Origin of the sequence: Haloarcula sp. H-GB4 (assembly GCF_030848575.1) — an archaeon.
Taxonomy (GTDB): domain Archaea; phylum Halobacteriota; class Halobacteria; order Halobacteriales; family Haloarculaceae; genus Haloarcula.
This window is the reverse complement of the sequence record NZ_JAVDDX010000002.1, coordinates 1239158-1255071: the sequence shown is the minus strand read 5'-3', so window position 1 is coordinate 1255071 and position 15914 is coordinate 1239158. Positions and strand designations below refer to the sequence as shown.

The following is a 15914-nucleotide window of genomic DNA, read 5'->3' as shown; positions in this document are numbered from 1 at the left end:
CCGCCTTTCCTGATTCGCTACTCCCGTATTACCCCGTAGAACCGCTGATACAGCATTATGTCTCAATGCGGGCACAACCATTATATAATATGCCGTGGATGCTTCGGATAACGCCATGAGCCACCGAGAACTCTCGACATCGGACTCACACCTCGAAGAGTGGGCGTCACTCCTCGGTGCTGATCTCGATGACGACGGACACGACAGCGACTTACTTGACGAGCAGGACGAGCCCGCGTAACGGCCACTGTTCGTCAGGGAGCACTCCTCGCAGTCACAGTCATGTCTTCACACCGCTGGCGAGGCGAAATAGCAGATCGGGACAGCGCCCGTCCCGGACCTGCCGACCGCGACTAATATCGGGTTATGAGATTTTGTCGTACTGGTCGGAGAGCTTCTCGGCAGCGTCGGCCATCAGGTCCTGCTCGTAGTCGTCGAGGTCCCACTCGACGATCTCTTCGACACCGTTGCTCCCGAGACGGACTGGGACACCGAAGGCAGTGTCCTCGTGCCCGAACTCACCCTCTAGCTTGACCGAGGCCGGCAGCACTTCACCGGTATCGTGGAGGATGGCTTCGACCATGTGTGCGACGCCGCGTGCCGGCCCCCACTCGGTCGCGCCCTTGCGCTCGATGACGTCCATCGCCGATTCCTGCAGGTCGCCGAGCAGCTGCTCTTTCTCGTCGCCGCTGAACTCGGGGTCGGTGCCGTCGACGCGGACCTTTGAGAACACGGGAACCTGTGCATCGCCGTGTTCACCGAGGATCGTTCCTTCGACGTTCTGGACCGGCGCGTCGAACTCCTCGCTCAGGACGTAGCGGAACCGCGCGGAGTCTAGCCGGCCGCCGAAGCCGATGACCTGCTCGCGCGAGCGGTCGCCGGCCTCGTAGAGGTGGCGGTTGAGCAGATCGACGGGGTTCGAGGTGGTCAGCGAGATGTAATCGTCGTTGTGCTCGTCCAGCGAGGACTGGATGTCCTCCATGATGGGCGCGTTGTCGCCCGCGAGGTCGATCCGGGTCTGACCGGGCTGGCGAGGAATCCCAGCCGTGATGACCACCACGTCTGAGCCGGCGGTGTCCTCGTAGCCGCCCTGTCGGACGCGCGTGTTGGAATCGTAGGCGATGCCGTGGTTCGTGTCGGCGGCCTGCCCGACCGTGTCGTCTTCCTTGTCCGGGATGTCAACGAAGACGACCTCGTCAGCGATGTCACGGAGCGCGATGTTGTACCCTGCGGCTGCGCCGACCGTTCCGGCTGCGCCGACTACGCTTACCTTTGTCATACCATTCGAAAAGGCTCGGGCGCGAACGTTAAACGTGTCGAAACCCCGATTCCGCCGCGCATCGTTCAGGCGGTCTCGACGTCTCGCACCCGTAAACTGTTTTCAGCCCCGTGGCGTTGTGACTCGTATGAGCGACTTCGACAAGGAAGCCGAACGTGAGAAACTCCGCGAGAAGTTCGAAAAAGAGGAGGACAACCGGGCGGCGACCGAGCAAATGAGCGAACTCCTGTTGAAGGGTGCGACGATGACGAACGCCCACTGCAGCGAGTGTGGCGACCCCATCTTCCGCTATGACGGCCAGGAGTTCTGCCCCACCTGCCAGAAGCCGGTCGCTCGTGACACGCAGGCTAACGGGGCGGACCCGTCGGATGCTGACGAACAGGAGGGTCAGGTCGACGACGGTGACCAGATTGAGGTTGCCGACCCCAGCGGCGAGGCCCATGTCCAGTTTGGCGATGCTGACGAGGAAGCGGCCGAGAGTGTGGCGGACGCGACGGACGAACCCGCCCAGCAGGAGACTGCACACACCCAGGCCGATGCCGCTTCACACTCTCCCTCCGAACCAGCATCGTCGACGTCCGACTCGGCCGCTCCACCCGAAGCGGGGGGTAACCAGCCGACCCAGCAGTCCAGCCACTCGGAGCCAGCGCCACAGACTGCTCGAACAGGTGTTTCGTCGGAGCCTAGCAGCCGAACTGCTAACGACCAGCCGCGTGGGACATCGTCACAGAACCCCCCTGTTTCCGCTCGACAGACCCAGTCGACCGATAGTCACACAGACGATATCGCGGCGAACATGGATGCGGCGTCGGCGCTACTAGCCGAGACTGCTCACCGTTTCGCCGAGCGCGCTGCGGCGACCGAGAACCCACGTGAGGCTCGCGAACATCTGCAGGCGGCCCGAGAAGCAGCGGAAGCGCTCGATGCAGCGCGGTTCTAGGGTTCGTAGTCGCTGGCGATGACTTCCCGAATCCGGTCGGCTGTTACATCGCCGATACCGGACACGTCCAGCAGGTCGTCTTTGTCGGCGGTCATCACCGCTTCGACGCTCCCGAAGGCTTCCAGTAGCGTGCGCGCGGTCACCGGCCCGACTTCGGCGATTGAAGCGACGACGTACTCCTGTTGCTCGGGGAGCGTCTTGGACTGTTTTTCGCCGTGGACGCTCACCTCGCGGTCGGCTACCTCCTGTTCCCGTCCGGCGATGACTTCCAGCAGATCGGCGGTCTCGTCTTCGTCGCTGGTCCGGAGAACGCTCGCGCCGAAATCGACCGCCAGCGATGCGAGCGCCCCCTGAATCGCCTTGTGATGGACGTTTCGCGCGCCGAAGAGGTCCTCACCTTCGATGATGACGACGGGCCGACCGTAGTTGCGTGTGGCGTCCCCGACCTGTTCGAACATCGACCGGTCCCCGCCAGTCAGCGTGTCCATGAAGTCAGCGACGGTCTTTCGCTCGATGACCACCCGGTCCGAGAGGACATAGTCGCCGACGGCCAGCGTTTCGAGTCGGGTCTCGATTCCGTCCCGTGTCGAGAGGTCCCGGGCGATGTTCGAGTCGAGTTCCCGCTGGTCGGCGACGATTTCGACGGGGTCGTCCTCACTGTCGCGGCCGGCGCTGGCGACCGTTCCCTCGTCGTCGGTCGCCTCGTCCTGCTCTCCGCTACCAGCCTCCTCGTCGTCCGGCGCAGACGACTCCGCCGCGAAGGCGTCCAGCCCGGCTTGGCCGTCCCCGCTGTCGCTCCCATCGGCAGACTTGTTAGCTGTGCTACCCCTCCCGTTTCCAGTGGAGTCCGACTGCCGTGTGGCGGTTTCCGCTTCGTCGGTTCCACTCGAAGCGGTCCCCTCGGCGTCCTCGTACTCGTCGAGACCGGTCTGGTCGAGGCGGGCCTCCAGTTCGCCGGCGACGCTTTTGAGTTCGTTCAGCTCGCGTTTCATCCGCTTCTGGTCGTTGCGGGCCTTCCAGAAGTACGCCTCGTCGCGGGTGTCCTCGGCCAGCAGGACGACGACGCGGCCCTCGGCCTGGCGTCCGGTCCGCCCCTTCCGCTGGATGGCCCGAATCGCGGTCGGGACTGGTTCGTAGAACAGTACGAGGTCAACCTCTGGCACGTCCAGCCCCTCCTCGGCGACGGATGTCGAGACGAGCACCTCGAACTCGCCGTTGCGGAACCGGTCAAGCGTCTCCTGTTGCTGGGTCTGTGTCATCCCCTCGCTGCCGTCGGTGTCGCTCTGGCCGACGAACTTCTGTGTCGTGAAGTGGTCCGAGAGGAAGTCAACGAGCGTCTCAGCCGTATCGCGGGACTCGGTGAAAACGATAACGCGCTCGCCGTTCTCGATACCGAGCGTCTCCGCGAGCAACATCCGGGTCTGGCGGAACTTCGGGTGCAGGTCGTTGTAGGACTCGGCTTTCCGCATCGCTTCGCGGACTTTCGGCTCGCTTACAAGGCGCTGATCGGCCTTCGATGCCCCGGAGGAGCGAGCAGCCTCCTTCAGGCGCTCGAAGTACCGCCGCAGGGACTCGACGCTCTGGGTCTCGACGTAGGTGACGGCGGTCCGGAGCTTGCGGATCTCGGCGAGGAGGCTCATCCCCTGATACCCCTCGCTCTGGTCGTTGTTCATCAGGTCCCGGAGTTGACCCTGAATCTGTTGTATCTCGCGCTCGGAGATGTCCGCCGAGGACTTGTTCGTGACGCCGAGTTCCTTCAACTGTGACAGGCGGTCTTTGATGACCTCGTTGATGGCGTCGCGGATTTCCACGACAACCTCGGGGAGTTCGATGCGGTTCCAGTCGACGCTGGTGTCATGGGTGTACTCGGCCACGTCGGCGTCGTTTTCGGTCATCACGGCAACGTCGGACAGACCGAGGTTCTCACACACTTCGAGGATGGCTTCTTCATCGTCCCCGGGGGAAGCGCTCATCCCCGTTACCAGCGGGTTCTCGGCGTCGGCGTGGTAGCGGTCGGCGATGTAGTTGTAGGCGTAGTCGCCAGTCGCTCGGTGGCACTCGTCGAAGGTACAGTGAGTTACGTCAGCAAGGGAGATGCGGTTACCGACGAGGTCGTTCTCAACGACCTGCGGCGTCGCGATGACGATGCGGGCGTCGTCCCAGAGCGCTGCCCGGTCGTCGGGTCGGACCTCGCCGGTGAACACGACGACATCCTCGTCGTCCAGTTCGAGCGCCTCGCGGTAGAACTCGGCGTGTTGCTGGACCAGCGGCTTCGTCGGGGCCAGCATGAGTGACTTCCCGCCGACGGCGTCGAGTCGCTCGGCGGTCACCAGCAGCGAGACAGTCGTCTTGCCCAGTCCGGTCGGCAGACAGACGAGCGTGTGGTCGGCGCTCGCCGTCTCCGCCAGTTCAGTCTGGTAGCGGCGGTTCTCTAGGAACTCCGGCGTCACCAGCGGGCGCTCGACGTGCTCGCCACCGGCGTCGGTGGTCGCCATTACCCACGCGTTTGTCCCGCCGGTGGTTAAGCGTTCAGATACCGCGGTGAAAGTGAACGAGCGGGTTCAGAGTCCGATCCCGGGCAGGTACTGGACGCCGACCCACATCGCCAGTGCGCCAAACACTGGAATCGAGAAGTTGTCGTCGACGACGTAGCCAGCGATTCGTGGCTTGACGCCGTCGGCGAACGTCGCCGCGACGCCGCCGAGGACGGCGGCGGCAGGAGGCACGAACGGTGCGGCGAGCAGCGTACAGACGCCGAACATCACCAGCAGGACCCAGGCCTGTTTAATGTTGCTGGCGTCGCTGGAGCCCAGCAGGCCGCTGATGGGGTCGCCGATGGCAAGCATCAACATCGCTGGGACGGCGACCGTTACGCTCATACTCGGGAGTTCGACGGCGAAAGCGACGATGGCTATCCCGACGATGTACAGCGCGTAGCCGGCGGGGTTGTCCTGCTCGTACTCGCGGGTGAGCCGGTCGTACACCACCCAGTCCAGTCCGGTCGTCAGCCGTACGGCTTCGAGAATCAGGACGACGGCCAGCGCGACGGCTAAGAACGCCTGTACCACGCGCCACGTGATCAGGTCCGGGCGGAGCAGATGCGCCAGCGGCACCGTCGCGCCGGTGACGTGGACGAGACGCCGGGCTACCTCGTCGGCCATCTACAGGTCGTCGAAGGTTAGCTCGCCGCTTGCCAGCCGTTCGAGCCGGTCGGCGAGCCCGTCGATGGGGAGGCGCTTCTGCTCGGTCGTGTCTCGTTCGCGCACCGTGACCTCGTTGTCCTCTAAGCTCTCGTAGTCCACAGTGACGCAGTAGGGCGTGCCGACCTCGTCCTGTCGGCGGTAGCGCCGTCCGATGGCACCGGAATCGTCGTAGGTGACCGAGAGGCCGGCGGTTCGGAGGTCCTCGGCGATGTCGGTGGCGAGGTCGGCCATCCCGTCCTTGTCCATCAGCGGGAAGACGCCGACCGTCGTCGGTGCCTGCTCCGGCGGGAGGTCGAGGTATGCCCGCTCCTCGCCGTCGACCTCGTCGGTCTCGTAGGAATGTGCGAGGACGGTGTAGATGATGCGGCTCACGCCGAAAGAGGGTTCGACGACGTGCGGGCGGATGTGCTCGCCGTTCTCGGTGACCTCGTCGACGCTGAAGTTCGTCTTGTCGACAGGAACAGTGTGGGACTCACCGTCGACCTCGACGGTGACCTCGTCGCCGTCGAAGGCGTCCGGATTCCGCTCGGCTAGCGCTTCGAGCGCGTCGGCGACCGCGCCGGCCGACCCGCCGAACTCCGGCCCGAGGTAGCTCATGTCGGGGTCGACGGTCGCCCGTTCGGCGGTGATCGGTTCGTCGTACTGCTTGAAGACGGTGTAGTCCTCGCCGGAGTGCTTGGCGTGTTTCGAGAGGTCGTAGTCGCCCCGGTAGGCGAACCCGGTGATCTCGATCCAGTCGCCGTCGACCTCGCTCTCTGCGTCCCAGCAGTCAGAGGCGTAGTGAGCGCGCTCGCCCGCGAGGTGCTGGCGGTAGCGGAAGCGGTCCATGTCGACGCCGATGCGCTCGTACCACTCCTTGGAGACGCCCAGGTAGTAGGCGACCCACTCACTTTCGACGACGCCCTCGTCGACGGCCTCGCGAACGGTGAGTTCGCGCTGACCGCCGTCCTCTGCCTGTTGTTCGGTGGCGGAGTACAGCGGCAGTGTCACGCCAGCCACTTCGTCAAGCGGCGGTTCGTCTTCCTCGGGGTCGATGAAGTGTTCGAGTTCGGCCTGGGTGAACTCCCGGACGCGGACGAGCGATTTCCGGGGTGAGATCTCGTTCCGGTAGGCCTTCCCGATCTGGGCGACGCCGAAGGGGAGCTGATTCCGGGCGTACTCGGAGAGCTGTGGGAACTCGACGAAGATGCCCTGTGCGGTCTCCGGGCGGAGATAGCCCGGTGACGATGACCCTGGGCCGATGTTGGTCTCGAACATCAGGTTGAAGTTGTCGACCGGCTGGTCGGCTAGGGACGTGTAACAGGAGGGACATTCGATGCCGTGGTCGGCGATGAGGTCCATTACCTCCTCGTTGGGAAGTGACTCGGCCTCCTCGATGTCCGTGTTGTCCTCGACGAGGTGGTCCGCGCGGTGGGTCGCGCCACACTCGCCGCACTCGACGATCATGTCGTCGAAGCCGTCGAGATGCCCAGACGCTTCGAAGACGGGTTCGGGCATCACGTCGGGCGCGGAGATCTCTTGGTGGCCTTCCTTGACGACGTAGCGGTCCCGCCAGGCGTCCTCGATGTTTGATTTCAGCGCAGCGCCCTGTGGCCCGTAGGTCCAGAAGCCCGCCGCCCCGCCGTAGGCGCTCGAAGAGGGGAAGTAGAAGCCGCGACGCTTGGCCAGCTCGGTAAGTCGTTCGCCTTCGCTCATAGGCCTCGCAGCAGGTCGATATCCCGTACGATGCCGGTGAGTTCGTCACCAGACAGCAGCGGGATCTGCTCGATGTCGTGCTCGATCATCAGCTGTGCCGCCTCCTCAGCGGTGCGGCGCTTGTTCACCGTCACGACGTCGGCGGTCATGAACTCGCGGACGGGCTCAGCCGGGAGTTCGACGTTACGGGTGGGCATATACCGTCCGCCGACGGCTTTGATCCCTTCCCAGGCCCAGTCGTCGTCTTGGTTGGCGATGGAGTCGCCGGTGTCGTCCTCGCCCTCGACGACGCGGGCGACCGCGATGATGTCGACCTCGGTGAGCATCCCCGACATATCGCCGTCGTCGCCGAGCACGATACCGTAGGGGACGTTCGCATGGGAAAGCTCCCGTTCAGCGACAGTCAGCGGCGTGCCCTCGTACACGCAGTTGATGTCGCGGTTGGCAAGTTCGTCGACGATCTCGCCGCCATCGACGTCGCCGTTGGCGATGGACCGAATCACATCGGTCACCGTGATGATTCCTTTGAGTTGGCCATCGACGATGGGGAGGCGTCGCTCGCCGTCCTCAACCATCATCTGTGCGGCGGCCTCGATGGACGTGTCTCCGCTGATTGTCGGTACTTCTTCCACGAGGATCGCGAGCTGGTCCTCGTCGGGACTCTCGATGAGCGCATCGCGTGAAATAATCCCTCTGAACTCCTCGCCGTCGTCGGTCTCCTTGATAACCGGGACCGACGAGAAAGCCTGCTCCTGGAGGTATTCCAGTGCGTCATCACGGGTACCAGGAATAGTAACCGTGACAACCTCCGAGCGTGGCGTCATAGCGTCTGCGACGTTCATACTGCCAGAACTTCCTGCCCGCATCTACTAAGTCCTTAACATCCGTCCGTTTTCGACATTCAGGTGGCACGCTCGGCGGCCATCGGTTATCCTTGATTGACGTACAGGCGCTATCTTCGAAACCGAACGACCGCACCGCCTCGGAAACAACTACGTCTTCTGCCATATCGACCTCTCGTATCTGGGCTTGAACAAAAACCCGGACACAGGTACTGATGGTTGAAATATAAGGCTCTATGTGTGCTGTCCTATGGCCCACTCTGTCCCAGTCTTGACAAAAGACGAACTATTGTCAGACAGTTGGGTCTGGGTCATACTGTTCCCCTCTATGGGTTTCGCTAAATTTTTATATGGTTGTTACATATTATCATGCATGGAGTCGGATACTGTCGCTCCGGTTGAGATGGCTGCGGACGGAGACATCATGGCGTCCGTCGAAGAGGGTCCAACGGACCAGTTTATCCTCGCTGACGTGACCCGAGATGACGCCTATCTCACAACCCCACTCGCGGACGCTGCCTCGCTTCCGGCCTGGCGATAGGTCGCAATCTGTCGGTTCATTTTTTCGGTGACTCTACCTGAGACAATACTGTCCCAGTGGCGCTGCTGCTCTGAGCTGAGTCCCCGTACGCAGTTGCTCGGACGGAGAAAACAAGCGTTATGCCGCCCCAGTAAGTTCGATTCGGTATGAAGGTACTCGTTACGGACCCTATCGCTGACGCCGGTCTCACGCGACTCCGTGAGGCGGGCCACGACGTCGAAACAGCCTACGAGGTCGAGGGCGACGCCCTCCTCGATGCGGTGGCCGACGCGAACGCGCTTATTGTCCGCTCGGGCACCGAAGTCACTGAAGAAGTGTTTGCGGCCGCGTCCGACCTCATCATCGTCGGCCGGGCCGGTATCGGCGTTGACAACATCGACATCGACGCCGCTACCGACCACGGAGTCATCGTCGCCAACGCCCCCGAAGGCAACGTCCGCGCCGCCGCCGAACACTCCGTCGCGATGGCGTTTGCCACCGCTCGCTCCATCCCGCAGGCCCACGACCGCCTCAAGAACGGCGAGTGGGCCAAAGGCGAGTTCCTCGGCACGGAAGTCAACAACAAGACCCTGGGCGTCGTCGGCTTCGGCCGCGTCGGCCAGCAGGTCGCCAAACGGCTGGGCGGCCTCGGCATGGACATCGTCACGTTCGACCCGTACATCAGTCAGGAGCGCGCCGACCAGTTCGGCGCGGAGCTGGTCGACGACCTCGAGGACTGTCTCGCCAAGTCCGACTTCATCACGATCCACACGCCATTGACCCCCGAGACGGAGAACATGATCGGCGAGGACGAACTCGCCCTGCTCGACGGGGGTTACGTCGTCAACTGCGCCCGCGGGGGCATCATCGACGAGCCGGCCCTTGCTGAGGCTGTCGAGGACGGCGTTCTGAAAGGCGCTGCACTCGACGTGTTCGGCGAAGAACCCCTGCCAGACGACAGCCCGCTCCTCGATGTTGACGACATCATCGTCACGCCCCACCTGGGCGCGTCGACGGAGGCCGCACAGGAGAACGTCGCTACCTCCACGGCCGACCAGATCATCGCCGCAGCTAACGGCCAACCCGTCGCCAACGCCCTGAACGCACCGTCGCTGGACGAGGCGACGTTCAAACAGGTCGGGCCGTACCTCGACCTCGCCGACACTGCTGGTCGCATCGCAGTCCAGCTGTTCGGCGGCCATATGTCCGAAGTGCAGGTCACCTACGCTGGCGACATCGCTGAGGAAGACGTGGAGTACGTCACCGCCAGCGCGCTGAAGGGTGTGTTCGCGCCCTCGGACCTGCAGGTCAACGCCGTCAACGCCCCGCAGATTGCCAAGGACCGTGGCATCGATGTGACCGAGTCCAAGACCCGAACCTCCGAAGACTACCAGAGCCTCATCACTGTCACCGTCTCGGACGGTGAGGAATCTGTCTCCGTCTGTGGGACCCAGTTCGGCGGCGAGGAACCCCGTATCGTCCGTATCGACGACCACCGAATCGAGGCGGTGCCCCACGGGCACATGCTGGTCGTCCGCAACCGCGACGAGCCCGGCACTATCGGCTTCATCGGGACGGTTCTGGGCGAGGCCGACATCAACATCGCCGGGATGTTTAATGGCCGAGAGACCATTGGCGGGGAGGCCCTGTCTGTCTACAACCTCGACGAACAGCCGCCACAGGAGATCATCGAGCGGCTTAACGGTGACAGCCGCATCATCGAAACGACCTACGTCGAACTCGGCGACGAGTAACACAGCAGAATTTTCCGACAGTCGGGTACAGGTTATTCCCCGTGGAGAAGGCGCTCGTACCGGTCGACGACGGCCTGACGGTGTTCCCGTTCCTGTTCGAGCGCGGTTTCCAGCGTGGCCACCTGTGAGCGCAACAGCGCGATCTGTATCTGATAGATCGTACTGGGTGTCTGCCGGGGTGACGGTAACGGGGTCCCCGACCGGTCCCCGGAGTCGAACGACGGCGCTGAATCGCGGGACGAGGCCATACCCGTAGCAGGACCGCCACAGGCAAAAACACCCGTCGGACGGCTGTCACGCGTTCGTCTGTCACCCTGAGAAATCCGGGTGACCGTTGTCGCTCACATGAAGTCCGCGATACCTGACTGCTTGTTGTGGTCGTTCTCGAACACCGACTCGATCTTCCGCTCCAGTATTTTGAGCCGCTGTTTCGTGTAGTCGCGGGCACCGAACTCGTCGGCAACGCGGATGGCCGTGTCGATGTACTTGTTGACCGACCCCTCGTGGACGGTGAGGTTGACGCGGCCGCCACACTCTCGGCAGTCGCCGGTCAGGGGCGCGCGGCGGAACGATTCCCCGCAGTCCAGACAGCGGACCTCCTGTCTGGAGAACGCCCGGAGGTTCCCGATGAGGTCTGGCAGGAAGTGGTACTCGATGATGCGCTCGGCCACGTCGCTCTCGACGACGGCCCGCAGTTTCCGAGAAATCTCCAGTTGGGCGTCCATCTTGTCCTCCATCGAGCCGAGCGTCTTGTACGCCGAGAGGTCCGGCCCGGCGGCGATGTTCGCCGTGTCGTGGGTGTGGCGGAACTCGGTGTATTCGCGGTCGGTCCCCAGCGTCTCCTCGGCGATTTTCATCACGTCCTCGACCTCGGTCGGGTCTTTCATCTCGCGGGTGGCCTCGTAGAACTCCCGGGGATAGGCGTCCATGATGTCCATGTTGTGGGCCTCATCGTCGATTTCGCTGGGGTCGATACGCGATGACATCACCAGCGGGGCGTCCATCTGTCCGCCACGCTGGTTCGGCAGGTACGACTTCGAGAAGTTCAACAGGCCGTCCATCAGGAGCATCACACAGTCCTCGTCGCCATCGCACTGGCCGACGTAGGTCCCTTCGACGGCAACCCGGTGCGTGTCGGCGACCGTGAGACAGTAGACGTGGTCGATGTCGCTTTCGACGTACTCGACAGCTTCGACGGTGTCTGTGGGTGCTGCGCCGTCAGTGGCTTCCGTCGAGGCTTCGCCGCGTGCTGTCATCGTGGTCGTCTCGCCGCCGTCGTATGCGGGGAGATTGTCACCGGAAGTCAGGTCGCTGGCCGGGACCTCCTCGATCCCATCTTGACCGGCCCGGAGCATCGTGTGGTCGGGCGTGACACGGAGCGTCCGGTCACCGACGGTTACTTCGACGAGGTGGTCCGGCGCGGGGTGTTTCGAGACGGCGTCCACGGGCTGGCGACAGGGACCGTCATCATCCAATGACGACACGGTGAGGTCGCCGTCCAGTTCCTGCACGAGCGTCCCGAAGTCGTCTTCTTCGGGGTCGTGCAGCCGGTTTTCGACCAGTTCCTCGATGGTGCCGTATTCCCAGTTGCCACCCTCATCCTCGTACCACAGCCGGGTGTCCGGATGGAAGCAGTTCCGTCGCTTGGCGGCGTGGAAGTACGGATGCGCGTAGCCGACGGCGGCGGAGGTGAAGCCGACCACGCGGCCGACCGTCGCCGCGCTGGTGTGGGGGGCCATTCCGAATACGAGTTCGCCGACGAGGTCCTCGCGGTCGTCGAACTCGTAGAACCGCTCCAGCCCGTAGTACTGCTCTAGAAGGTCGTCAACGAAGCGGGCGGTCTGGAGCATATGCTCGGCCGCGCCGTCTGAGAGGACGATGTCCTGTACCTTTAGCTCGACCAGTTGGTCCTCGTGGGTTAGCGGGTCGCCGTGGATGTCCTCTGTATAGCCCAGTCCCCGTAGTCGCTCAGCGGAGACGTCCAGTTCCGAGGCCCGGACCGCCGTCACGGGAAGGTCCGTCATGTCGTAGCGGACCGTGCCGTCCTTGAACGCCGAGACGTCGTGTTTCGCCCGGAGGATACCCTTCTCCATCGGCTCCGGGACTTTCTCCTCGGATGTGAGCCCCTTGACCGCTTTCAGTTGCTCGAAGGCCGTCTCGCGCTCGCCGACGTTCTGCAGGGCGTCCCGATACGCTTCCTGCAGGTCGAGCACCTTGTACTGGGTCGGCGAGGCGAGCGTCTCACACCGGGAACACTCCGCGCGGCCGGACTCGTCGCGCTCGACCTCGGTTTCGCAGTCGGGGCAGACGTACACCGGCTCGGTGGTCCCGCCGCATTCGGCACAGTTCGCCTGATGGGTCTCGCTCCCGCAGCTGGGACAGCGCCGCCGGGCTACTTCCACTTCGACGCGGCCGGGCGTGTCGCTCATGTCGTCGGCGTGTTTCGTCGCCTTGGCAACGTCCCGCTGTGCGCCGCCGGCCTCGCCGATGGGGCTGAGTGTGTGGACGGCCGGCGAGAGGTCCCGACGCTCTGATTTCTCGGGGCGACCCATCCGGTTGCCAATGCGGGTCGGGGCACGCTCTCGGACCTGGAACGGCGCGATCTCATTGACCGCTTTGATGGCGTTCTGGCCGTCTTCTTGCTCGGCGTCCTCGGCAACGCCGATGGCGTCGACCGACTCGCTCTCGCCGTAGGTCCGCGCGTGCTCGGAGAGTTCCGACGGTGCCCAGTCGCGCTCCAGCGACCGGGAGAACCCGAGTGTCCGCACCAGCGGTACCCAGTCGGTGACCGTAATCGTGTCCTCGTCTTGTGTGTGCTCGATGAGGAGGTGTTCCAGTGTCTGCTGGACGGCGTCGCTCCGTGGAAGGATAAGCGCGCCGTCGTCGCTGTGTGCGTCGCCCGCCGTGCCGTCCATCTCCGGGTCGGCGTACGCGCCGTCGGTCTGCGCGACCTGTGCGTCCTCGACGGCGTCGGCGAGCGCACACATCTGGTCGACGCTTACGTCGTGCCAGAGGTAGGTGTATTTCGGGTGCAGCGGGGCGTCGTACTCGGTTGCCCATTCGATGGCTTCCTCGGCGCTCGGGTCCGTGAGATCGATGTGGGGTGAATCCTGCATCGCCTGCACGTCCGCGCCGGCAGCGTCAAGATCCTGCTCCCACCACTCGACAGTGTAGGAGGCCGGTGCGAGTGGGTGGTTGTTCTCGACGAACTCGCCGTAGTTGACCAGGTACTCGCCCAGGTCGAGTATTTTTTCGACGCCGTTGCGGACTGCCAGTGCCTCTTCGGCATCGTCGATGCGGCGCACGTCGCCGTTGGCTAGGCGCACGGTCGGCCCCTCGATAGTGTCGACCGGCACGACGCCGGCGGCTTTCCCCGGCCGCTCGGTCTTGATCTGGGTCCCGGTCGCGAGGAAGTCGTCGACGAGATGCATCGTTGCCGGGTGGACGCCGGCGGTTGCGAAGCCGTGGTTGCGTGACCGGCCGTAGCGAAGCCGGAACCCGCCCGCCTTCGACGGGTGGGAGAACACCGGTCGGCCGGCGATGAGGTCCCGGAGGTATTTGTCGGCGGGGTCGACCCGCGGCGGTCCCGCCTGCTCGGCAGCGTCGTCCGCACCGTCGTCGTCCGCGCCATCGCCACCGTCGTCGTCGTTCGCCTCGTCTGCGCCGTCTTCCTGCCCGTCTTCGTCCTTGCCGATGGTCCCATCGATGAGGTCCTGCAGCCACGGCCAGTCGACCTCGTCTAAGTTCCGAGTATAGCGCTGGATCTTCGGCGCTTTCAGCGCGATCCCTTCGGCCAGTACCAGACACATCCCGCCACGCGGGGAGTTCGAGTCGACCCGTTCGAGGTCCCGATAGCCCGACACCTCTTCGTCGCCAGTTGCCTCGCCGTCGAGCATGATCGGCATATGCTCGGCGATGAATTTCGTCTCCTTCTCCTTTGGCGAGTACTGGAGGCCGGTGTCCTTGTCGTAGAGGTCGATCTCTTCGGCGTAGCGGCCGATCTCCTCCTCGCGGGCCTTGTACTGGTCGATGCCCAGCAGTGCACGAGCGTAGTCGGCGACCAGCACCGAGAGGGCCTGTGCAGTCCCGCCGGCAGAGCGGATCGGGCCGGCGTAGTAGACGTTGATGAACTCCGTGCCGTCGTCGTTTTCCAGCAGTTCCACGCGGTCGATGCCCTCGATCGGGGCGGCGACGACACCCTCGGTCAGCAGGGCAACAGCAGTCCGGACCGCGCCCTCAACTTTCCCCTCGCGGCTGTCGTAGTCGCCGACAGTCCCCTCGACGAAGTCCTCGACCAGTTCCAGCGCGGCCTCCTCGCGGGACATCTGCCCCTCCAGTTCCCGCACTCGCTCGGCAACGCCGTCGATGCCGAGGATGTTTTCGACCCGGTCGGCCATGTCACGAGCGGTCGGAATCTCGACTTCGGGCTTCGGGTCGCCACCGCGCTCTTTGGCCCGCTCGGCGACGTCGAAGGCGGCTTCGAGCTGGGTTTCGAGCGTTTCGAAGTACTGTTCGTCGGCCTCCCGCATCTTAGATATTCCAGAGGTCCAGGTCGGTCGGCTCGTCGTGCTCCCGCCGGAGTTCTGTATCGAACCCGCGGACGTACAGTTCACCCGCCCAGACGGTACCGGCGTTCAGGTGGCCGGCGACTGCCTCGCCGTCGGGCCGTGAGAGGACGGCGTGGGTATGGGCGAACCGCTCCCCATCGAGATGCGAGATATTGCCCATGCAGGCGGCGACCTCAAGCGGTTCGTCGAAAGTCAGTGAGTCGTATTCGGTCCGGTCTTGGTCGTAGAACATGAGTTCCGCGTCCTGCACTGCCCCAAGACCGTAGAAAAAGCCGGCGTCGATGTCCTGTTCGTCTGCGAAGGCCTCGATCTGCGCGCGCCAGTCCCCACCATGCTCCAGTCGGCAGACGAACTCGGACGTACTGTCGACTTCGCGGTAATCCATATCTGTACTGGATGGCAGGCCGCTCCAAAAGCGTTGCTTTCGGTCCAACCGTTTACATCCGAAGCCGAGACCACGGCCGCTGTGACATAGCCACGGCCCGGCGCGCTGAGCGGTTGTGCGGCACCACCGCGCCGGGGTCGACGTGTGCCGCCTGTTCGCCATTGTGCCAGGACAGACGACTGACCGGAGTTACCCCGGCAGCGACACTCGACTGACCGGCTGGTTCCGGTCGGCGTCGTAGAAGGCGAGTTCGTCGACGGTCCACCGGATCGGCTCGATGTCTCGCTCGACCAGCCGTGCGGCCGCGTCGCGGTCCCCGCCGCGGGCGACGGTTACGTGCGGAACGTACTCGTCGCCTTCCATCTCGTCGACCGGGTCGACCCGCTCGCAGAGCCGCTCGTGCAGGGCGACCAGTCCGGGGCTCTCGACGGCGAGATACACCACCGGCGACGGCCCGGTCACGGCCGTCTCGAACTGCTCGACGCCTGCAATCTTCGCCTCGAATGCCGGTTGGCCGCGAAGCGCCTCACGCCCCTGCGCTTCCAGTCGCGCGTAGGCTGTGTGGTCGCCGTCGCCCAGTCGCTTGGCGACCAGCGTGTGCTCGCCCCGTCCCCGTCGCTGTGCGAGCGGCAGGTCCGACGCGAGGTCGGCCGCCAGCGACGTGACTGCTGACGGGAGCGGGACGTTGATGCTGTACACAGTGAGCGGGTCGCTTGCTGTCGGGAAAA

General features: G+C 64.2%; 13 protein-coding genes. 4 read left to right on the top strand and 9 right to left on the bottom strand.

The genetic code is table 11. The features are described from left to right. The first annotated feature begins 115 nt into the window (after window positions 1-115). Window positions 116-241, top strand: a complete 126-nt coding sequence (locus tag RBH20_RS15020) for a hypothetical protein (RefSeq protein WP_306710008.1) — start codon at window positions 116-118, stop codon at window positions 239-241. A 123-nt stretch (window positions 242-364) separates the two neighbouring features. Here the strand turns inward: RBH20_RS15020 and mdh are convergent, their stop codons facing one another. Continuing rightward, window positions 365-1279 carry a malate dehydrogenase gene (gene mdh, locus RBH20_RS15015; RefSeq protein ID WP_004959949.1) on the bottom strand — a complete coding sequence of 305 codons (915 nt, stop codon included), beginning with the start codon at window positions 1277-1279 and terminating at the stop codon, window positions 365-367. A 127-nt stretch (window positions 1280-1406) separates the two neighbouring features. Here mdh and RBH20_RS15010 point away from each other — a divergent pair, with 127 nt between their 5' ends. Beyond that, a complete protein-coding gene (locus tag RBH20_RS15010) occupies window positions 1407-2219 on the top strand; it encodes an Sjogren's syndrome/scleroderma autoantigen 1 family protein (protein ID WP_306710003.1) in 813 nt (270 codons plus the stop codon). Here the strand turns inward: RBH20_RS15010 and RBH20_RS15005 are convergent. The 4 genes from RBH20_RS15005 to RBH20_RS14990 all read right to left on the bottom strand — a co-directional run bounded on the left by RBH20_RS15005 (window position 2216) and on the right by RBH20_RS14990 (window position 7959). Beyond that, complete coding sequence (locus tag RBH20_RS15005) at window positions 2216-4714, bottom strand: DEAD/DEAH box helicase (RefSeq protein ID WP_306710001.1); 2499 nt, start codon at window positions 4712-4714, stop codon at window positions 2216-2218. The genes RBH20_RS15010 and RBH20_RS15005 overlap by 4 nt on opposite strands. Window positions 4715-4780: 66 nt before the next feature. Next, window positions 4781-5380 (bottom strand): dolichol kinase, encoded by a 600-nt coding sequence (locus RBH20_RS15000; protein WP_306709999.1) that lies wholly within the window; start codon window positions 5378-5380, stop codon window positions 4781-4783. Continuing rightward, on the bottom strand, window positions 5381-7117 hold the full coding sequence (gene glyS / locus RBH20_RS14995; protein WP_306709997.1) for a glycine--tRNA ligase: 1737 nt from the start codon (window positions 7115-7117) through the stop codon (window positions 5381-5383). It abuts the gene before it with no gap. Then, a complete protein-coding gene (locus tag RBH20_RS14990) occupies window positions 7114-7959 on the bottom strand; it encodes a CBS domain-containing protein (RefSeq protein ID WP_306709995.1) in 846 nt (281 codons plus the stop codon). Before RBH20_RS14990 ends, glyS begins: the two co-directional genes overlap by 4 nt. Before the next feature lie 373 nt (window positions 7960-8332). Between RBH20_RS14990 and RBH20_RS14985 the strand changes: the two genes are divergently transcribed. Continuing rightward, window positions 8333-8500: a hypothetical protein gene (locus RBH20_RS14985; protein ID WP_306709992.1), complete on the top strand. Its 168-nt coding sequence runs from the start codon at window positions 8333-8335 to the stop codon at window positions 8498-8500. Window positions 8501-8646: 146 nt separating this feature from the next. Beyond that, entirely contained in the window at window positions 8647-10233 is a 1587-nt protein-coding gene (gene serA / locus RBH20_RS14980; protein ID WP_306709990.1) for a phosphoglycerate dehydrogenase, read from the top strand. A 32-nt stretch (window positions 10234-10265) separates the two neighbouring features. Here serA and RBH20_RS14975 read toward each other — a convergent pair whose 3' ends face one another. The 4 genes from RBH20_RS14975 to RBH20_RS14960 all read right to left on the bottom strand — a co-directional run bounded on the left by RBH20_RS14975 (window position 10266) and on the right by RBH20_RS14960 (window position 15885). After that, on the bottom strand, window positions 10266-10481 hold the full coding sequence (locus tag RBH20_RS14975) for a hypothetical protein (protein WP_004959918.1): 216 nt from the start codon (window positions 10479-10481) through the stop codon (window positions 10266-10268). Between the two features lie 93 nt (window positions 10482-10574). Then, complete coding sequence (locus tag RBH20_RS14970; RefSeq protein ID WP_306709987.1) at window positions 10575-14762, bottom strand: DNA-directed DNA polymerase II large subunit; 4188 nt, start codon at window positions 14760-14762, stop codon at window positions 10575-10577. 1 nt (window position 14763) lies between these two features. Next, on the bottom strand, window positions 14764-15186 hold the full coding sequence (locus tag RBH20_RS14965) for a PPC domain-containing DNA-binding protein (RefSeq protein WP_306709985.1): 423 nt from the start codon (window positions 15184-15186) through the stop codon (window positions 14764-14766). A 189-nt stretch (window positions 15187-15375) separates the two neighbouring features. Beyond that, a complete protein-coding gene (locus RBH20_RS14960; protein WP_306709983.1) occupies window positions 15376-15885 on the bottom strand; it encodes a 2'-5' RNA ligase family protein in 510 nt (169 codons plus the stop codon). Between the last annotated feature and the right edge of the window lie 29 nt (window positions 15886-15914).